Here is a 17,807-nt window from a genome sequence, read left to right on the forward strand (position 1 = left end):
CTCGAGAGTCCTCCAGGACGAGTGGGTGATGCGCCGGACAGATGGATGGTGCGTGGGACGAACGGGGTGAGCGAGGTGCGGGGCTTCGGGGGTCAGCGATTCTTCCAGCCGAACAGCCGGCCCACGACGGCACGATCGAGGGCGGCGAAGACCGAGAACACGGCGACGCCGAAGAGGGCCGTGAAGATGATGGCGAGGAACAGCGGCTCCATGTTCAGGCGCAGCGTGTAGGTGCGCAGAAGTCCGCCGATGCCCTGCGAGCCCTGCTGGAAGAAGAAGTCCCCGACGATCGCGCCGATGACCGACAGGCCGGCGGCGTTGCGCAGGCCGGTGAAGATCGACGGGATGGCGGCGGGAAGCTGCAGCTTGGTGAGCCGCTGCCAGCGCGAGGACTTGTTCAAGGTGAACAGATCGTGCGCCGAGGGGTCCGCCGACTGCAGGCCGAACAGGGTGTTGGAGATCATCGGGAACACCGCGATGATGACGCACACCACGACGCGGGCGGGGATGCCGTAGCCCATCCAGATGCCGATGAGCGGCGTGAGCGCGAGGATCGGGATGGTCTGCAGGATCACCGCATAGGGGTACAGCACCCGCTCCGCCAGGTGGGACTGCGACATGAAGATCGCCCAGGACATGCCGATGACCACGGCGATCGCGAGACCCACCAGGGCGACCATCGTCGTCTGCCCGAGCGCGGCGAGCATGGGGCTGATGATCTGCGGGTTGCCGATCGTCTCGAGGACGACCTCGTGCGGCGGGGGCAGCAGGAACCGACGGCTCTCGGAGAGCAGCAGGTACGAGACGGCGTACCAGATCACGAGGATGCCGACGATCGCGAGCACGATCGGCACGGCGCTGGAACCGGCGCGACGCAGCGCCGACGTACGCTGGGGTCGGGCCTGCGACGGCGGGACGGTGGCCTGCGGGGTCGCCGCCGCGGCCGGGGCGATGAGGGTCTGCTCGGTCATGCGTGCGCCTCCAGCGTCTGCGAGAGATGACCGGCGATGCGGCCGAATTCCGGTGAGTACCGCAGCTCCGGCGGGCGCGGATACTCCCACGGGATCTCGATGTCCGCCACGATGCGGCCGGGACGCCCGCTCATCACGAGCACGCGGCTGGACAGATACACCGCCTCGGAGATCGAGTGGGTGATGAACATCGCCGCGAACCGCTTGAGCTGGAACAGGCGCTGCAGCTCCGTCTGCATCTTCAGCCGGGTGATCTCATCGAGCGCGCCGAACGGCTCGTCGAAGAGGGCCAGCTGCGGTTCGGCCACGAGAGCCCGCGCGATCGACACGCGCATCCGCATGCCCCCGGAGAGCTCGCGCGGATGCTGCTTCTCGAAGCCGTCGAGCCCCACGAGCGCGAGCGCGTCGCGAGCCCGGCGTGCTCGTTCGGCCGAAGGAACGCCGGCGAGTTCGCCGACCAGTTCGACGTTCTTCTGCGCGCTCCGCCACTCCAGCAGTGTCGCGTCCTGGAAGACGAAGCTCGTCACGGCCGCATCGACGTCGAGACTGCCGTGGCTGACGGTGTCGAGACCGGCGGCCAGGCGCAGAAGAGTCGACTTGCCGCATCCGGAGGGTCCGACGACCGACACGAACTCGCCGCGGGAGATGTCCATGGAGACGCCGGTGAGCGCTCGGGTGCCGGTGGCGAAGTCCTTGGTGACATCACGGAGGGCGAGCGTGGGCGCCGTCGTGACGGGCGCGGGGGCGGCAGCGGTCATACCGTGATCTCCTTCGGAGCGGGCGTGCGGATGTCGACGGTGGCGGTGGACAGGTGCCGCGTGGCCACGACGCGGCCGTCGCGCACGACGACCCGATCGGGTGCGCGTTCGGCGAGCGCCTCGGCGACGGAGGACGCGCGCACGAGGAGCAGGTCGGCCACGTCGCCGTGGGCGCCGCCGGCGGCGGGCATCCCCATGAGCGTTCGACCGGCCGACGCGACGCGCCACGCCTCATCGGGTGACAGGTGCCCCGCGATCACGAGCGCCGCGGCCACGTCGACCATGTCGCCGTTGCCGAGGGGGTTGAACGGGTCCTGCACGTTGTCGCCACCGGCGGCGAGCACGACGCCGGCCGCGCGGATCGCCCGCAGCGGCGGGACGGCGCGCGGCGTCGAGACGGGGTGGTCCCACCCCTGGAGATAGAGGTTGGTGAGCGGGTTGGTGACGATGCTCAGCTCGGCGGCCGCGACGGTGGAGAGCACCTCGGTGAGCCGATCGCGGGGCTGCACCGCGAGGCTCACGCAGTGACCGGCCGAACGCGTGCGCTCGGGCGCCCAGTGCGCGGTCGCGTTCGCGAGGTGGACGACATCCAGCGACGCGGGGTTCAGCGTCTCGTCGGTGTGGAAGTCCACGCCGATCCCCGCCTCGTCGGCGAGCGCGATCGTGCGGTCCATCTCCCCCGCCGGATCCGGCGACAGATGGGGCGCGCCGCCGAGGAGGTCCGCTCCGATCCCGATGGCCTCGCGCACGAGATCCGCCGCGTGCAGGTAGCCGTGCATGGCGACGATCTGAAGGTCGACGAGGCCGGCGAACTCGTCGCGCAGTGCGACGATCGCGCGCAGGCCGCGAAGCGGGTCGGCCCCCTCGTGGAAGTTCACGTGCGTGCGCATCGTCGTCACGCCGGCGCGCAGCGCCGCCAGCAGCGCGCGGCGGCCGTTGTGCTGGATCTGCTCCTCGGTGAGGGCGGTACCGAAACGCTGCCAGCAGGCCACGGCGTCTTCCAGGGAGCCGGCGGGGCGACCGGCCATCTCCCACGTGTAGGCCTTGTCGATGTGGGCGTGCATGTCCGCCAGGGGCGGCAGCAGCATCCATCCGGTCGCGTCCACGCCGGCCGGGCCCGCGACGTCTCCGATGGAGGTCGACAGGTGACCGTCGACGACGGCGAGGTCGCCGACGGCGCCGTCGATGGTGGTGACGTTGCGGAGCACGTCGAGCGCGGCGCCGGGGGCGAGAGATTCGGGCGTCGGGAGGACCATGGCGCTCGCTTTCTCGATCGTGACGGTTTGGGGATCGGTGTTGGCTTGACCAACAATGGCCATTGAACGCCGACCCTGTTTCGACCACCCACGCCACGTGTTGCGAGCCTGTTACGACTCGCGACAGGCGCCGGATCGCCCTGAAAACGTCGATTACGGTCGTCCCGCAGAACCACCCCGAGGAGCACCCGTGAGCTACTTCAGCGACGTCGAACGAGACCTCGTCATCGCCGCCCGCACCGACGTCGCCGACGGCGTCGTCGCGCTCGACCTCGTCTCGCCCAACGGCCGCGACCTACCCGCCTGGAGCCCCGGTTCGCACATCGACCTCGTGCTGCCGGGGTCCTCGCGGGACGAGGTCGTCGAGCGGCAGTACTCCCTGTGCTCCGACCCGGCCGAACGCGGATCGTGGCGGGTCGCGGTGCTCCGCGAGGACGCCGGCCGCGGCGGGTCGGTGCGCGTGCACGAGAGCGCCGCGGTCGGAGCGCGCATCCGGGTGCGCGGACCTCGCAACCACTTTCCGTTCGTCCCCGAGCCGGGCCTTTCGTACCGGTTCGTCGCGGGCGGGATCGGCATCACCCCCCTGATCGCCATGGTCGCCGCGGCGGCCGCGGCAGGAGCGGATTGGCACCTCGACTACGCCGGCCGCTCGCGCCGAACGATGGCCTTCGCGAGCGAGCTCGCCGCGGCGCATCCGGATCGCGTGGCCCTGCACGCCGCCGATGAGGGCGGGCGGTTCGACGTCTCCGGCCTCGCCGCATCCGCCGACGAGCACACGCGCATCTACGCGTGCGGCCCCGCGCGGCTGCTCGAAGCCCTCGACGCGGCCTTCCCGGGCGAGGACGGCACACGCCTGCACCTCGAGCGGTTCGAGGCGCGCGAGTTCGGCGAACCGGTGTGGCCCGATCCGTTCGAGGTGGAGCTCGCCCTCTCGGGCGATGTGGTGACGGTCTCCCCCGGACAATCGGTCCTGGATGCGATCACCGAGCAGTCCCCCGAGACCGTGGTGCTCTCGAGCTGCCGGCGCGGAACCTGCGGCACGTGCGAAGCGCCCGTTCTGGAGGGCGAGATCGAGCACCGCGACTCGGTTCTCACGCCGCTGGAGCGACAGGACAGCACCGTCATGATGGTGTGCGTCTCCCGCGCGGCCTGCCCCCGGATCGTGCTCGACCTCTGAGACCTCCCGGTTCAGCCGGCGATGCGCGCACGGAGGCCGGCGACCAGCGTCGCCTCGTCGGCGGTGAGCAGCCGTCCGTCGCGCACCACCGCGGATCCCCCGACGAAGACGTCGCGCGGTCGTCGCCCGGGCGAGGCCCACAGGAGCCCGGCGACCGGGTCCGCGACGCCGGCATCGGCAACCCCCGAGACATCCCACACGCACACGTCGGCTCGGGCGCCGGCGCGAAGGTGCCCGATGTCGTCTCGGCCGAGGCCCGTGGCGCCACCCTCGGTCGCCATCGCGAGAACCGTCCGGGCGGAGAGCTGTGCGCCGACCAGTCCCGACACCTGCATCGCCAGGCGTGCATCCGCGAGCAGGTGGCCGGCGTCGTTCGACCCCCCACCCGAGGTGCCGAGTCCGACGACGACACCCGCGGCCCGCAGAGCGGCGACGGGTGCGACGCCCCATCCCATCGGCACGTCGCAGCCGGGCGCGTGGGTCGCGGTGACGCCCGCGGCCGCCAGGCGGTCGATCTCCCCCGCCGTGACATCGCAGAGGTGCGCGATCGTCACGCCCACGTCGAGCCACCCCCATTCTTCGAGGAGATCCAGCGGACGACGGCCGTAGCGCTCCAGCGCGATCTCGGTGTCCACCTGCTCGTTCGCCTGCGTGCGGCGGCGCAGCCCGTGGCGCGCGGCGACCTCACCCAGGCGCCGGAAGGTGGCCTCCCCGTCGGAGTGCACACCAGCCGGCCCCACCGCGATCTGCAGCATCCCGTCATCCGTGACGCCGCGCTCGTGGCCGTCGCGCAGCAGCGTCTCCACGATCGCCTCCGCTCCCTCGGCGGCGATGCCGGCATCGTCGCGCGCGGTGCCGCGGACGAAGGCGAGTCGAGCGCCGAGCTCACGTGACACGGCCGCGATCGCTGCAGCGATCTCCGCCACCTCGCCGGCGGGGTCGCTGCCGGGCCGAGGCCAGTTCAACTGGTGGTCGGCCACCGTCGTCACCCCCGACAGCAGCGACTCGGCCATGCCTACGGCGGCGGTGCGCGCCGTGAGGGACGGATCGATGCCGACGGCGGCATACGCCGACGCCATCGCCGGCAGCCACTCCCGCATCGGCACCCCGCGGGTGGCGGGCAGGGTGCGGAAACCCGACTGCAGCAGATGATGGTGAGCGTTCACGAGCCCGGGTGTCACGACGCATCCCGACACGTCGACCTCGTCGACGCGGACACCGGCGAGGTCGACCTCGGCCGGCGCATCGACGACCCGGCCCGCGTCGATCCAGAGGTCTCCGGCGTGCTCGGTCGTCGCATCCACGAACACCCGCACGGCACCTCGGAGTCTCTGCATGGTCCCGTTGATATCACGCGGAACGTTCCGGAATGTTTCGCCCTGCGAGAGCATGGGGGCATGCCCCGCATCGGAATGATCCATCAGCCGACCCTGCCGCCCGAAACGCTTCCCGACGTCGCCCGTCACGCGGAAGCCGCCGGCGTCGAGGAGGTGTGGGTGTGGGAGGACTGCTTTAAGCAGAGTGGCCTCGCCCCGCTGGTCGCGGCTCTCGCCTCGACCGAGCGCCTGCGCGTCGGCGTGGGCATCCTGCCGATGCCTCTGCGCAATCCCGCCCTCGCGGCGATGGAGATCGCGACCGTGGAACGGCTGTACCCGGGGCGTGCGATCTTCGGGTTCGGACACGGGGTGCTCGACTGGATGGGACAGGCCGGCGCACGGGTCGCCTCACCGTTGACGCTCATGCGCGAATACGTGCCGGCGCTGCGCCGGCTGCTCGCCGGGGACGAGGTGACGACGTCGGGCCGGTACGTGCGCCTCGACCGGGTGAAGCTCGCCTGGCCGCCCGAGCGCACCGTGCCGGTGCTCGCGGCCGGCGAGGGTCCGAAGACGCTGTCTCTCACGGGCGAGGTCGCCGACGGCACCGTCCTCACCGCGGGATCCAGCCCCGCCATGGTGCGCTCCGCCGTCGCGCGCATCCATGCCGCCTGTGAAGCGGCGGGCCGGACGGGACCCCACGAGATCGTGGTGTTCCTCATGTGCGCGTTCGGCGACACGGCCTCAGCGCTCGAGGCGGAGTTCGACGCGTGGGGCTTCAACGGTGAGCGCCGCTTCGCCGCATCCGGCGACGATGCCGCGGTGGCCGAGGCGATCGCCGCGCTCACCGACGCCGGCGCGACGAGCGTCATCCTGCAGCCGCTGTCGCACGATGCCGACCTCGCCCCTTATGCCGATGCGACGGCACGGGTGACCGCGACCGTCCGCTCCGCCGAGCCGCCCCGCCCCTGACGAGTGGCCGGGCGGCCCGGCCGCGGGCAGCCCGGCACCTCGCGTCAGAACGGGTTCGGGGTGAGGGTGTACTTCGTCTGGAGGTACTCGTGGATGCCCTCGGCGCCGCCCTCGCGGCCGAGACCCGACATCTTCCAGCCGCCGAACGGGGCGGCGGCGTTGGAGACCACGCCGACGTTGAGACCCATCATCCCCGTCTCGAGACGCTCGATCATGCGCTGGCCGCGCGCGAGGTTCTCGGTGAAGACGTACGAGACCAGGCCGTACTCGGTGTCGTTCGCCAGCCGCACCGCGTCGTCTTCGTCGTCAAAGGGCACGATCGCCAGCACGGGTCCGAAGATCTCCTCGCGAAGGATGTCACTGCCCGCCGCGACGTCGGTGACGACCGTCGGCTCGAAGAACGTTCCCGCTCCGGCCACCGGCGACCCGCCCGTGCGCACCTGAGCCCCGCGGTCGACGGCGTCGGCCACGAGCGAGCGCGCCTTCTCGACGGCGCGATCGTCGATGAGCGGACCGATCGCCACGCCCTCCTCGGTGCCGCGACCGATGCGCATGCCCTGCACGCGCTCGGTCACGCGGCGGGCGAACTCGTCGGCGACCGAGCGGTGCACGATGAACCGGTTCGCCGCGGTGCACGCCTGCCCGATGTTGCGGAACTTCGCCAGCATCGCGCCGTCGACCGCCTTGTCGAGGTCGGCGTCGTCGAAGACGACGAACGGAGCATTGCCGCCGAGCTCCATCGACGTGCGCAGCACTCCCCCGGCCGCCTGCTCGAGGAGCTTCCGCCCGACCGGGGTGGATCCGGTGAAGGAGAGCTTGCGCAGCCGCGGGTCGCGGATGATGGGCTCCGAGACGGCGCCGCTCGACGATGTCGTGATGACGTTCACGACACCGTCGGGAAGCCCGGCATCCTGCAGCAGCTTGACGAAGAAGAGCGTCGTGAGCGGGGTGAGCTCGGCGGGCTTGACCACGACGGTGCAGCCGGCGGCGAGGGCCGGTGCGATCTTGCGCGTGGCCATCGCCAGCGGGAAGTTCCAGGGGGTGATGAGGTAGCACGGGCCGACCGGGTGCTGCGTGACGATCATGCGGCCGGTGCCCTCGGGGTTCGCCCCGTAGCGTCCCGAGGCACGCACCGCCTCTTCGCTGAACCAGCGGAGGAACTCCCCGCCGTACGCGACCTCGCCGCGCGCCTCGGCGAGCGGCTTGCCCATCTCGAGCGTCATCAGGAGGGCGATGTCCTCCTTGCGCTCCTGCAGGAGGTCGAAGGCGCGACGGAGCAGCTCGGCGCGTTCGCGCGCGGGCGTCTGCGCCCACGACGGGAAGGCCTCGACGGCGGCGTCCATGGCGGCGGCGCCGTCGGCGACCGACGCGTCGGCGATGGTCAGCAGGCGTTCCCCGGTCGCCGGATCGAACACCGGCAGGGTGGCGCCGCCCTCGGCGGCGCGCCACTGCCCGCCGATGAACAGCCCGTCGGGGACGTGGGCCAGAAGTGCGGTCTCTCGGTTCTCTGTCATCGATGACTCCCTGTGTCGGATGCCGCGGCATCCTCTCGATCGTGCTCGATCGCGAAACGCATGTCGGTGCCATTCTGCCGCGCCGGCGGAGCACCCGCGCCCTCCACCGCGTACAACGGCGAGCTCGGCCTTCGCCGCAACGGCGAAGGAACCGATCCTGGCGGACCCGGCGGTCACGCCCGGAACGAGCGCGGCAGCTGAGCCGGAGACGCTGCCTCGCCCACCCCGCGGGTGCACCGTGAACAAGACAGGAGATTCGGTGGGATCAGCCGCTGTGGGAGGCTTCCCGCGGGCATTTAACCCGAATCTCCTGTGGTGTTCACACCGGGCGCGACAAGCCGCGCCGCAGCGGCGAACGAACCGATCCTGGCGGACCCGACGGTCGCGTGGTTGCATGAAGCGAGGCAGCGCCGCCTCGAGGCGCGGCCCGGGAGGCACGTATGACCGTCATCACCACCGTCGGCACCGCCGAACGGCATCTTCCCGCCGAGCGTGCCACGCTCGTCGCGCGCGTGTCGGTCTCCGATGCCGACCGCGCCACCGCGATCGCCGCGGCGACCGCGCTGCACAACCGACTGGCGGCGCGGGCGGGCGAACTCCACGCCGCCGGGGACGCCACCTGGCATCACGCGTCGGCACTCTCCACCGGCGTGCACCAGTGGGTCGACAACGACGGATCGCTCCACCGCGAGCACGTGACCACCAGCTCCGTGCAGGTGAAGCTGTCGAATCTGGATCGCGTGGCGGACACCGTCGAGCAGCTGAGCGCGATGGGCGCGTCGGTGCACGCCTCGTGGGCCCTCAGCGAGGTCACGCGAACCCGCGTGACGAGAGAGATCCGCGCGGCTGCCGTCAGCGACGCCCGCGTCGAGGCCGACGACTTCGCCTCGGCCCTCGGCACGACCATCGCCCGGGTGGTCACGCTCCGCGCGGGCGAGGCCGGGCCCGGCCCCGTGGGACTGCGCAGCGCCGCGATGGCATCCGGCGAGAGCGCCGAGGTCTCCATCCCCGACATCACCGTGCGCGTCGAGGTGACCGCGGAGTTCGAGACCTCCTGACGGGCATGGACGACACCCACGCGACGGAGCACTCCCGGCGCATCGCCGCGTCGGACGCGGTGCTGGTCGCGCTCGGCATCGGCGTCGACCGCGCGGAACCCGGCTCTGCCGTGGTGCGCATGCGCGTGCGCGAGGACATGGTCAACGGCGCGGGCGTGACGCACGGCGGCATGATCTTCACCCTCGCCGACGCCGCGATCGCCCTCGCGAGCAACCACACACCGGATGCCGCGCTCGTCGCCGGCGCCGACATCGTCTTCCTCACGCCCTCGCACGAGGGCGACGAGCTCGTCGCCGTCGCCGAACAGCGCACGGTCACCGGTCGGACAGCGCTCTACGACGCGCGTGTCCTCACCGACGGGCGGGTGATCGCCGAGGTGCGCGGCCGCGTCCGCCTCCCTCGGCCGGTCCCCGGTCAGTAGGTCTCGGAGACCAGCCGCACGTTGTACTCGGCGACCCGCTGCGGAACGCCGTCGAACGCCTTCGCCCGCGCGTCCGACGCGAGGTAGGTCTCCTCCAGGCGCAGGAAGGCCTGCTCATCGCCTTCGGCGCTCACGGCCCACACGAACTCGTTCGTCTCTCGGATGCCGTACGCGAACTCAATCGCGAACCCGGCGGCCGGCCGCACGGCCGGCATCCACTTCTGCCACCACTCGACGAACGCGTCGTATTCTCCGTCGACGAGCGTGTACCGGCGCAGCTGCACAGTCCTCATCCCCCCATCCTGCCCGCTCCCCGATGCTCGGGGCGCCCACCGGAACGCACCCGATGTCAAGCCTCGACACGCAAACGGCGGCCACGGCACACTCGAAGTATGCAGAGGGATGTCTCCGCCCACGTCGCCCTGGATGTCACCGGTCCCGCAGAACTGGTGTTCGCGATCGCCGTCTCGCGTCATCACGCCCCCGACGAGACGCTGAAGGTCACCGTCGACGGAGCGTCGGTCCCCGTCGACGAGCTGCCCGACGCGCACGGCACCCGGCTGCACCGCGTGCGGTGCGAGACCGGGCACCTCGAGCTGTTTTACGAGGCATCCGTCTCCGGAACGGGAGACCCCGATGTCGCGACCGACACCGACCTCGTGACCTACCTGCGCCCGAGTCGCTATGCCGAATCGGACGCGCTCGCCCCCACCGCCGTCGCGGAGTTCGCCGGCGTCGCGGCCGGCGCCCCGCTGCTCACGGCCGTGTCGTCGTGGGTGGGAACGCGGCTGGCCTACGAGCCGGGATCGAGCCTGCCGACCGACGGCGCGGTGCGCACGCTGCTGGCCCGCCGCGGCGTCTGCCGCGACTACGCGCACACGTGCGTGGCCCTGCTTCGCGCGCTGGGGGTTCCCGCCCGGCTCGTCGCCGTCTACGCTCCCGGCCTGGATCCGATGGACTTCCACGCCGTCGCCGAGGCGTGGGTCGACGGCGCCTGGCACGTCGTCGACGCCACGACGCTCGCGCCCCGATCGACGCTGCTGCGCATCGCGACCGGACGGGATGCCGCCGACACGGCCTTCCTCACCGTCACGCGCGGCGGCGCTGCGCTGGCGTCGATGGAGGTCACCGCCACGGCCGACGCGCTGCCGGACGACGACCTCGACCGCCTCGTCGCCCTCCGCTGACCCGTTTCCGCGTGCGCCGGGCCACGCGGCGTGCCAGGCTGAGGGCATGAAGACCTGGGTCGTGCGCCTTCTCACCCTGTGGGCGTTCAACGTCATCGTGCTGCTCGTGATCGCCCTCGTGATGGGTCAGGTCGTCGCGGTCGGATGGAGCGCCCCCTGGGCGGCGCTTCTCCTCACCGTCGCCACGGTGTGGCTGCGTCCGGTCATCCGGAAGTTCTTCCAGAAGCGCGCTGCGGGCTCGGTGCACCGACGCACCAAGGTGGGAGAGAAGGTGCTGCAGTTGGGCATCGTGCTCCTGGTCGCCCTCATCGTGTGGGTCGCGGTCGTGCTGCTGTCCGGCGTGAACACGACCGGGTGGATCTCGTGGTGGGTGTTCCCGCCGATCATCCTCGCGATCGCGTGGGCGATCTGGGACGCCATCGCCGCCCGCGTCGAGGCGAAGGGCCAGGAGCTCTACGTGAAGGCCCTCGGCGGCCCCGCCTCCCCCAACCCCGAGCGATGAGCAAGGGAAGAGCTGGATTCCGTCACGTCAGGCTGCTGGGCTCGCCGAAGGACCCCAGCTAGGCTGTGCACGCAATGCGCGCATAGGCTGGGCCCGTCCCCTCACGACGGATGCCCGCCCGCGGCTCCGCCCACGCACGCAGGAGTTCTTCGTCCATGACCGCCGCCGGCTTCAGCGACGACATCGCCCTCGAGACCGACCGGCAGGGCGAGTGGGGGCGGTTCCCGGACGATGCCCCGGAGCGTGCCGCCCTGATGGAACTGAGCCGTGAACTGGCAATCCCCCTGCGTCCGCTGCGGATGCGCGTGCGCACTCAGGAAGGCAGCCGTGTCGAAGTCGACGGGGCCGCCTCTGACGGAAGCGTTTTTGTCCAGGTTTCGCTGCGTCGCGGCGACTTCACGTCCCAGCACCGGAACAAGATCATGGCCGACATGTTCAAGCTCAGTTGGCTGCGCACCGCGGCCGCGCCGGGGGCGCGGGCCATTCTCTGCGTAGGGGTCAACGCAGCGGCCGCATTTCGGCCCGGCGGCTGGCTGCCCCGCGCCGCACCCGACATGCACATCGAGGTCTGGGTCTGGGACGGCGAGCGCATCGTCGGGCTCGCATCTCGCCCCTGAAGCCAGTTGCCGGGCCCAGCGCTCTTCCACTATCGTTTCCACGTCTGCATGGACCTCCGCCGGAACACCGCACTCGCGTTCGCTCGGCACGCTTTCCATGGTCATCGATGATGTCCACACCCCTGGGAGGCCTCATGGTCCACACGCGTTCGCCGCTTGCCCCGCACCCCGTCAGGAACAGCGCATGAGCGGCACCGAGTACGGGCTCTTCCTCCCCAATGCGGCCGGCGGCTGGCTCATCTCCGACACGGCGCCCTACCCGCCCGCCGACTACGACTACAACAAGCGCGTCGCCCGGCTCGGCGAACAGATCGGCTTGGACTTCGTCATGGCAATGGCCAAGTGGCGCGGCTTCGGGGGTGCGACCGACCACTGGGGCGAAACGATCGAGTCGGTCACGATGATGGCCGGGATCGCCGAGGCGACCGAGCGTGTCAAGATCTGGGCGACGATCCATGCGAACATGCAGAACCCTGCCTTCGCCGCCAAGGTCTTCGCGACGCTTCAGCAGATCAGCGGCGGGCGTGCCGGGCTCAACATCGTGAACGGCTCGTATGCCGATGAGTTCGAGCAGATGGGCCTGTGGGACCCCGATATGTCCCACGATGAGCGGTACCGAATGACCGAGGAGTGGACCCGCCTCGTTCTGCGCCTATGGAGCGAGGACAGCGTCACCGAGCGCGGCGAGTTCTTCACGCTCACCGACTGCCAGTCGCGACCGCGCCCCACCACCCGACCCACTCTCATCAGCGCCGGCCGTTCCGAGAGCGGGCGCGCTTTCCAGGCGCGCTACGCCGACGGCGCATTCCTCGGCGCGGAGAGCCTCGAAGAGATGGCCGGGTTCTCGCGCGACGTGCACGAGCGCGCCGCCGCCGAGGGCCGCGAAGTGCGCACCTACTCGATGCTGACCGTCGTCATGGCCGACACCGACCGGGCCGCGGAGGAGCGGGCGGCGCGGTACGCGGAAGGACTCGACAGGGAGGCACTGGCGAACATGCGCCGTTCGTGGGGCTGGGATGCTCAGCGAGCACTGTCGTGGGCGCAGGAGGCCGAGGGCTCAGAGGCGTTCCAGACGCCGTACGTAACGGGCGCACCGGAAACCGTCATCGAGCGCATCCGGCACGTCGTGGACGCCGCCGAGCTGGACGGCCTGATGCTGATCTTCCCGGACTATCTCGAGGATCTGGCTGCCTTCGGCACACACGTCCTGCCTGCGCTGCGCGCCGCGGAGTCAGGAGCCGGATCGTGAGCGCCGGCCCCTCGCTGCGGGAGCGGCAAGAGAATGCCCTCCGCGCACGTGCGGAGCGTGGAGCGCTGCTCGTCGTCGACGTGCAGCGCTCGTTCGCCGATCCGGAGTTCCTCGCCGAGTACGGGCTGAGCCGCCGGGAGTTGGCGAGCCTCGCCGGCGCCGTCGAGCAATGCGCTCTGGCGGTCACTCGCGCACGGGAGGCGGGCATCCCGGTCGTGTGGGTCGAACTGGAGAGCGCCCCCGACTCGCACTGGCGGGCGAGTTCCTGGCTGAATCTCGGTGATCCGGCGGCGCCTCTGCTGAATGCGCCGTGTGTGAGCGGAACGGCGGGGGCGGAGTGGTTCGCCCTCTCTCCTGAACCGGAGGAGATCCGCATTGTCAAGCGCCGCTACAGCGGCTTCGCCGGCACACCGCTGGCGGCGAAGCTGAGGGAAGCGGGTGTCGAGTGGGTCTCGGTCGCCGGACTGACCACGGAATGCTGCGTCGCCGCGACCGCGTTCGACGCGTTCCAGCACGACTTCTCCGTCGTCGTGCTCTCGGATGCCACGGCCGCCTATTCCGCGGACCTGCACGATAGCGCACTCACGGCGCTGGGCTTGAATGCCGGGCTCGTGATGAGCACCGACGAGGTGGCGGCGCTGTGGACAGCACGGCGCGCGGCATGAGCGGCATCCACACCGCCCTCGACCTGTCGTTCACGCACACAGAAGGCCGCTGGGCACGGCCAGGTTCGTGGGTGGGACGCGACTTCCCCGATGTGCGGATGTTCCAGGAGATCGCGGTGACAGCCGAGCGCGCCGGCATCGACATGCTCTTCTTCGGCGACGGCAGCGGCATCCCCGACACCTGGCGCGGCTCGATCGCCCCCGCCGTGGAATGGGGCATCCAGTGGCCACGGCAGGACATGAGTCCGGTCGTCGCCGCGATGTCGACCGTGACCGAGCACATCGGCTTCGGACTGACCTACTCGTCGACGTACACGCATCCGTTCACGACGGCGCGCCTGCTCAATTCGCTCGACCACGTCACGGACGGACGCCTCGCCTTCAACGTCGTCGCCTCCTCGCGCGGCGCGGACGCTGCCAATTACGGCTTCGACGAACTCATGCCCCATGCCGAACGCTATGAGCGGATGGCGGAGTTCGTGGCCGTCTGCAAGGCCCTGTGGCACTCCGTCGCCCCCGACGCGATCGTGCGCGAGCGCGAGCGGGGACGCTTCGCGGACCCGAAGAAGGTGCACGCGATCGATCACCGCGGCACCCATTTCACCGTGAAGGGACCGCTCAGTGCCGTGCCGAGCCCGCAGATCGAGCCGGTGCTGGTGCAGGCCGGCGGCTCTCCCGCCGGCATCCAGACCTCTGCACAGTTCGTCGAGCTCGCCTTCGGTTTCGGGGGGTCGGTCGCGGCGCAGCAGAAGTACCGCGAGAGTCTCGATGCCGCCGTGGCCGCGGCCGGGCGCGATCCCCTGAGTGTCGGTGTCCTGTGGGCGACGCAGCTGATCGTCGGGCGCACGGCCGCGGAAGCCGACGAGCGCCGTCGTTCGGTGCTCTCGTTCTGGAACGAGGAGGCGGTGGGTGCGCACATCTCTCACAACGCCGGCTTCGACTTCTCGACGCTACCGGCGCGGTTCCACCTGGGCGATCTGGCTGATTGGATCCGAGCCGCAGAGGCAAGTCCCGGCGGCCTGGTGGGGATGCTCGTGTCAGAACTCGGCCCCGACCACACGATGACCAGAGCGGAGTTCTTCGAGCACGGGTGGCGCCATGCGACAGGCATGGACCACACCCTCGTGGGTTCTGCCGAGCAGGTGGCGGATGCTCTCGAGGAGAACTTCGCCGCAACGGGAGCGCGCGGCGGCTACATGTTCAGCTCACCACTGGCGACCCCCTCCGGACTTGCGGACATCGCGGAACTTCTGCTGCCGGAGCTGCGCCGCCGCGGTGCGCTAGCGCCGCGCTACCCCGGACGTACGCTCCGGGAGAATTTGCGCGGATGATCACGAGGGGAGCCCGCGCCAGGTCACCATGGCTGACACTCGTAGCACTGTGCTTGGGGTTCTTCCTCATGCTGCTGGACAGCACCATCGTGGCGGTCGCGATCCCCGCGATCTCGCGCGAGATGTCGGCGCCCGCCGCCGCGACGGTGTGGGTCAACAGCGGATACCTGTTCGCGTACGCCGTTCCTCTGTTGTTCGCCGGCCGGTGGGGCGATCGCATCGGCGCGCGACGCGTGTATCTGATCGGACTCGTGCTTTTCGTCGCGGCATCGGCAGCGTGCGGTCTGTCCGCCACGCTGCCGGCGCTCACGCTGGCGCGCGTCGCGCAGGGCCTGGGGGCCGCGCTCATGACGCCGCAGACCCTCGCGATCATCCGCCGCGTCTTCCCCGCAGCCACCATGCCGGTGGCTCTCGGAGTGTGGGGCAGTGTAGGGGGTCTCGCCGCGGCGGCCGGCCCGCTTCTCGGGGGGCTGCTGGTCGGACTCGCCGGGTGGCCCTCGATCTTCCTGGTCAACGTGCCGCTGGGCGCGGTCGCTTTCGCCCTGGCCCTGATGTGGGTACCGTCGTCTCCGCGCTCGGGTGCGACGATCCCGGTTGCACCGGTCGCACTCGGCGCCCTCGGGGTACTCGCGGTGATCGTCGCCGTGCATGAGGCGGCGAGCGCACCGGTGTTCCTGACGGTTCCCGTCGCGGTGGTCGGTGCCGCGCTGGTCGTCCTCGCGATCCGGATACAGCCGCACGATCCGCGCCGCGCTCTCATGCCAGCCCGGCTGCTGCAGAGCCGTGGCTTCGTGCGCGCGACCCTCGGAGCGACCGGCGCGAGCTTCGTTGTGGGTTCCGCTCTGATCCCGGTGATGCTGGAGCTTCAGGACGACCGCGGACTGTCGGTGGCCCAAGCGACCCTCGCGATCCTGCCGCTGGGAGTCGTCTCGGCTGCGACCGCTCCGTTTGCGGGCACGAGCGTTGCCCGGTGGGGCCCGCGGCCGGTCGCGCTCGTCGGAGTGACGGCACTGGCGGTCTCCACGTGCGCGACGGCGGCGTCGGTCCAGCTGGGGGCGCCGGTGTGGACGACGGCGGCGGCGATGGGTCTGTTCGGTCTGGCCAACTCCTTCGTCTGGTCTCCGCTGGCGACAGCGGCCATGACCGCGATCGAGCCGGAGTTCGCCGGTGCGGCCTCCGGCGCGTACAACGCCACCCGCCAGCTGGGCGCGGTCCTGGGCAGCGCAACGGTCGCAGCTGTGATCGCGACGGCGGGGACCGCGGCCTCCCTGTGGGTACTGGGCGCGACCGCCGCTCTGTCGCTGGTCGTCGTCACGGGGCTGCCGCGACGTGCATCCGCCCCATCGGGGGCGGTCAGTGCATCACCATTCCGCCGGTGACATTGACAGCTTGGCCTGTGAAGTAGCTACCCTCGTCGGAGGCGAGGAACAACGCCAGACCCGCAACGTCATCGGTGGTACCGAGGCGCCCGAGCGGGGAGTAGCTCGACCACAGCGCAACCTTCTCCGGGGTGCGCGTGTCGGCGCCCATCTCGGTGAGCACGTACCCCGGGCACATCGCGTTGACACGGATGCCATGGGCGCCAAGTTCGAGCGCTGAAACGCGAGTGAGGGCGACGACGGCCGCCTTCGACGCGGCGTACGCCACCTGTCCTTCACCGCCGGTCTTGGCCGCCATCGAAGCGAGGTTGACGACGGCACCGCCCGCACCGGCCTCGATCATGGCGGTGGCCGCGACCTGTGTGGTCACGAGCATCGCCCGGGTGTTGACCGCGAACATCGCGTCCCATTCGTCGGGATCCGTCTCCAGAACGCTCGCGAAGCGCAGCATCCCCGCGTTGTTCACGAGTACATCGACGCCCGAAAGCCGATCGATCGCTTCGCGCATGGCGCGACGCGCGTCGTCATTGTCAGCGAGGTCAGTCTCGATGAACCGTGCGCCGATGCATTCGGCATGCGCACGACCGGCATCGGCCATGCGGTCGAGGATCGCGACATGGGCCCCTTCCTGTCCGAAGCGCTCCGCGATGCGTCCACCGATGCCGCGTGCTCCGCCGGTGACGATCACGCGGGTGCCGGCGAACCGGTCGGGCGTGCTCATGCCTGGATCGCCTCTCGCGTCCACCGGCTGTCCGCGCGGCGATAGTGCACACGCCGGTTGAGGGCCTCGGGATGCCCCTCCCAGAAGGTCATGGCGTCCGGGAGCACACGCAGCCATCGCCAGTAGGCGGGTCGCTCGATGGGCTCCCCGCTGTCGCGTAGCCTCGTGAAGCGCTCCAGCTGCTCGTGTTCGTCGGTCAGGGGCAACCCATGAAACGAGACGCTGCGCGAGGCCCGCACGGAACGCGTCTCGGCCGCGAAGCGTTCGTCCGATTCCGCGTCATCCGCCCATACGACCGACCCGGTCACGTTGACCGACTGCGCACTCTCGCGCCAGAAGGCAGAGACGGCCGCGCGCCCGGTCTGCTCGATCTCGACGCCCTTGCGACTGCCGGCATTGGTCGTGAACAGCAGGGCGTCGTCTTCGACGGCGAGCAGTTGGACGGTCCGGCTCGAGGGGATGCCGTCGGCCGACGCCGTCGCGAGCGTGACGTATTGCGGGTCGAGCCCGCCACGCTCGGCGACCGCGTGCCACCAGGCGCGCAGCAGGACGAGCGGGTTGGCCGGGGCCGTCGCGACATCCAGGCGTGGCCCGTCGGCGGGCGTCGCCGGAAAGACCAGGTGGGAGTCGGGGGTGGATCGCGACATCGTCCTCTTCCTGTCGGCGCATCATTCGTGCGCGGAGAGTCCAGGATTGCAGCCTCACGGACCCGGAA

Annotated in this window: 19 protein-coding genes; 11 read left to right on the forward strand and 8 right to left on the reverse strand. The window is 70.7% G+C overall.

All coding sequences use genetic code 11. The features are described from left to right. Nucleotides 1-92: 92 nt before the first annotated feature. From IM777_RS12405 to IM777_RS12415, 3 genes are read right to left on the reverse strand one after another with little or no spacing between them, the layout of a single operon-like run. Nucleotides 93-971 (reverse strand): ABC transporter permease, encoded by an 879-nt coding sequence (locus tag IM777_RS12405; protein ID WP_194383582.1) that lies wholly within the window; start codon nucleotides 969-971, stop codon nucleotides 93-95. Then, a complete protein-coding gene (locus tag IM777_RS12410; protein WP_194383583.1) occupies nucleotides 968-1,729 on the reverse strand; it encodes an ABC transporter ATP-binding protein in 762 nt (253 codons plus the stop codon). Before IM777_RS12410 ends, IM777_RS12405 begins: the two co-directional genes overlap by 4 nt. Then, nucleotides 1,726-2,985 carry an amidohydrolase family protein gene (locus IM777_RS12415; protein WP_194383584.1) on the reverse strand — a complete coding sequence of 420 codons (1,260 nt, stop codon included), beginning with the start codon at nucleotides 2,983-2,985 and terminating at the stop codon, nucleotides 1,726-1,728. Before IM777_RS12415 ends, IM777_RS12410 begins: the two co-directional genes overlap by 4 nt. 190 nt (nucleotides 2,986-3,175) lie before the next feature. On the opposite strand from IM777_RS12415, the gene IM777_RS12420 reads away from it, so the two are divergent. Continuing rightward, nucleotides 3,176-4,162, forward strand: coding sequence for a PDR/VanB family oxidoreductase (locus IM777_RS12420; RefSeq protein WP_228480793.1), 987 nt, complete (start codon nucleotides 3,176-3,178; stop codon nucleotides 4,160-4,162). Nucleotides 4,163-4,173: 11 nt separating this feature from the next. Here IM777_RS12420 and IM777_RS12425 read toward each other — a convergent pair whose 3' ends face one another. Beyond that, a complete protein-coding gene (locus IM777_RS12425; protein WP_194383586.1) occupies nucleotides 4,174-5,499 on the reverse strand; it encodes an amidohydrolase family protein in 1,326 nt (441 codons plus the stop codon). Nucleotides 5,500-5,559: 60 nt separating this feature from the next. On the opposite strand from IM777_RS12425, the gene IM777_RS12430 reads away from it, so the two are divergent. Further along, nucleotides 5,560-6,447: an LLM class flavin-dependent oxidoreductase gene (locus IM777_RS12430; RefSeq protein ID WP_194383587.1), complete on the forward strand. Its 888-nt coding sequence runs from the start codon at nucleotides 5,560-5,562 to the stop codon at nucleotides 6,445-6,447. Nucleotides 6,448-6,491: 44 nt separating this feature from the next. Here the strand turns inward: IM777_RS12430 and IM777_RS12435 are convergent, their stop codons facing one another. After that, entirely contained in the window at nucleotides 6,492-7,961 is a 1,470-nt protein-coding gene (locus tag IM777_RS12435; protein ID WP_194383588.1) for an NAD-dependent succinate-semialdehyde dehydrogenase, read from the reverse strand. Nucleotides 7,962-8,401: 440 nt separating this feature from the next. Here IM777_RS12435 and IM777_RS12440 point away from each other — a divergent pair, with 440 nt between their 5' ends. Together IM777_RS12440 and IM777_RS12445 are read left to right on the forward strand one after the other, a co-directional pair. Then, the gene (locus IM777_RS12440; RefSeq protein ID WP_194383589.1) at nucleotides 8,402-9,019 is read left to right on the forward strand and encodes an SIMPL domain-containing protein; all 618 of its coding nucleotides are present in this window, start codon (nucleotides 8,402-8,404) and stop codon (nucleotides 9,017-9,019) included. 5 nt (nucleotides 9,020-9,024) lie between these two features. Beyond that, entirely contained in the window at nucleotides 9,025-9,441 is a 417-nt protein-coding gene (locus IM777_RS12445; RefSeq protein ID WP_194383590.1) for a hotdog fold thioesterase, read from the forward strand. Here IM777_RS12445 and IM777_RS12450 read toward each other — a convergent pair. Continuing rightward, a complete protein-coding gene (locus IM777_RS12450) occupies nucleotides 9,435-9,734 on the reverse strand; it encodes a hypothetical protein (protein WP_194383591.1) in 300 nt (99 codons plus the stop codon). The genes IM777_RS12445 and IM777_RS12450 overlap by 7 nt on opposite strands. 99 nt (nucleotides 9,735-9,833) lie before the next feature. Here IM777_RS12450 and IM777_RS12455 point away from each other — a divergent pair, with 99 nt between their 5' ends. The 7 genes from IM777_RS12455 to IM777_RS12485 all read left to right on the forward strand — a co-directional run bounded on the left by IM777_RS12455 (nucleotide 9,834) and on the right by IM777_RS12485 (nucleotide 16,371). After that, nucleotides 9,834-10,628: a transglutaminase-like domain-containing protein gene (locus IM777_RS12455; RefSeq protein WP_194383592.1), complete on the forward strand. Its 795-nt coding sequence runs from the start codon at nucleotides 9,834-9,836 to the stop codon at nucleotides 10,626-10,628. A 46-nt stretch (nucleotides 10,629-10,674) separates the two neighbouring features. Continuing rightward, a complete protein-coding gene (locus IM777_RS12460) occupies nucleotides 10,675-11,130 on the forward strand; it encodes a hypothetical protein (protein WP_194383593.1) in 456 nt (151 codons plus the stop codon). Nucleotides 11,131-11,285: 155 nt separating this feature from the next. Beyond that, entirely contained in the window at nucleotides 11,286-11,747 is a 462-nt protein-coding gene (locus IM777_RS12465; protein WP_071044645.1) for a hypothetical protein, read from the forward strand. A 184-nt stretch (nucleotides 11,748-11,931) separates the two neighbouring features. Next, a complete protein-coding gene (locus IM777_RS12470; RefSeq protein ID WP_071044644.1) occupies nucleotides 11,932-12,996 on the forward strand; it encodes an LLM class flavin-dependent oxidoreductase in 1,065 nt (354 codons plus the stop codon). Next, entirely contained in the window at nucleotides 12,993-13,661 is a 669-nt protein-coding gene (locus IM777_RS12475) for a cysteine hydrolase family protein (protein ID WP_228480794.1), read from the forward strand. Before IM777_RS12470 ends, IM777_RS12475 begins: the two co-directional genes overlap by 4 nt. After that, nucleotides 13,637-14,992, forward strand: a complete 1,356-nt coding sequence (locus IM777_RS12480; RefSeq protein WP_228480795.1) for an NtaA/DmoA family FMN-dependent monooxygenase — start codon at nucleotides 13,637-13,639, stop codon at nucleotides 14,990-14,992. Before IM777_RS12475 ends, IM777_RS12480 begins: the two co-directional genes overlap by 25 nt. Nucleotides 14,993-15,045: 53 nt before the next feature. After that, nucleotides 15,046-16,371 carry an MFS transporter gene (locus IM777_RS12485; RefSeq protein WP_194383594.1) on the forward strand — a complete coding sequence of 442 codons (1,326 nt, stop codon included), beginning with the start codon at nucleotides 15,046-15,048 and terminating at the stop codon, nucleotides 16,369-16,371. On the opposite strand, the gene IM777_RS12490 is transcribed toward IM777_RS12485, so the two are convergent. Together IM777_RS12490 and IM777_RS12495 are read right to left on the reverse strand one after the other, a co-directional pair. Continuing rightward, the gene (locus IM777_RS12490; RefSeq protein WP_194383595.1) at nucleotides 16,346-17,092 is read right to left on the reverse strand and encodes an SDR family NAD(P)-dependent oxidoreductase; all 747 of its coding nucleotides are present in this window, start codon (nucleotides 17,090-17,092) and stop codon (nucleotides 16,346-16,348) included. The two genes, IM777_RS12485 and IM777_RS12490, sit on opposite strands and share 26 nt — an antisense overlap. Next, the gene (locus tag IM777_RS12495; protein WP_071044641.1) at nucleotides 17,089-17,739 is read right to left on the reverse strand and encodes a pyridoxine/pyridoxamine 5'-phosphate oxidase; all 651 of its coding nucleotides are present in this window, start codon (nucleotides 17,737-17,739) and stop codon (nucleotides 17,089-17,091) included. The genes IM777_RS12490 and IM777_RS12495 overlap by 4 nt, the downstream gene beginning before the upstream one ends. Nucleotides 17,740-17,807 lie beyond the last annotated feature (68 nt).

It is taken from the genome of Microbacterium luteum (assembly GCF_015277875.1).
GTDB lineage: Bacteria > Actinomycetota > Actinomycetes > Actinomycetales > Microbacteriaceae > Microbacterium > Microbacterium luteum.

Bases quoted from the DNA above. Each gene is read 5' to 3' on its own strand.
- IM777_RS12470 (WP_071044644.1), top strand. From the start codon at position 11,932: ATGAGCGGCACCGAGTACGGGCTCTTCCTCCCCAATGCGGCCGGCGGC.
- IM777_RS12455 (WP_194383592.1), top strand. From the start codon at position 9,834: ATGCAGAGGGATGTCTCCGCCCACGTCGCCCTGGATGTCACCGGTCCC.
- IM777_RS12450 (WP_194383591.1), bottom strand. From the start codon at position 9,734: ATGAGGACTGTGCAGCTGCGCCGGTACACGCTCGTCGACGGAGAATAC.
- IM777_RS12490 (WP_194383595.1), bottom strand. From the start codon at position 17,092: ATGAGCACGCCCGACCGGTTCGCCGGCACCCGCGTGATCGTCACCGGC.
- IM777_RS12460 (WP_194383593.1), top strand. From the start codon at position 10,675: ATGAAGACCTGGGTCGTGCGCCTTCTCACCCTGTGGGCGTTCAACGTC.
- IM777_RS12405 (WP_194383582.1), bottom strand. From the start codon at position 971: ATGACCGAGCAGACCCTCATCGCCCCGGCCGCGGCGGCGACCCCGCAG.
- IM777_RS12465 (WP_071044645.1), top strand. From the start codon at position 11,286: ATGACCGCCGCCGGCTTCAGCGACGACATCGCCCTCGAGACCGACCGG.
- IM777_RS12410 (WP_194383583.1), bottom strand. From the start codon at position 1,729: ATGACCGCTGCCGCCCCCGCGCCCGTCACGACGGCGCCCACGCTCGCC.
- IM777_RS12425 (WP_194383586.1), bottom strand. From the start codon at position 5,499: ATGCAGAGACTCCGAGGTGCCGTGCGGGTGTTCGTGGATGCGACGACC.
- IM777_RS12445 (WP_194383590.1), top strand. From the start codon at position 9,025: ATGGACGACACCCACGCGACGGAGCACTCCCGGCGCATCGCCGCGTCG.
- IM777_RS12415 (WP_194383584.1), bottom strand. From the start codon at position 2,985: ATGGTCCTCCCGACGCCCGAATCTCTCGCCCCCGGCGCCGCGCTCGAC.
- IM777_RS12495 (WP_071044641.1), bottom strand. From the start codon at position 17,739: ATGTCGCGATCCACCCCCGACTCCCACCTGGTCTTTCCGGCGACGCCC.
- IM777_RS12440 (WP_194383589.1), top strand. From the start codon at position 8,402: ATGACCGTCATCACCACCGTCGGCACCGCCGAACGGCATCTTCCCGCC.
- IM777_RS12435 (WP_194383588.1), bottom strand. From the start codon at position 7,961: ATGACAGAGAACCGAGAGACCGCACTTCTGGCCCACGTCCCCGACGGG.
- IM777_RS12430 (WP_194383587.1), top strand. From the start codon at position 5,560: ATGCCCCGCATCGGAATGATCCATCAGCCGACCCTGCCGCCCGAAACG.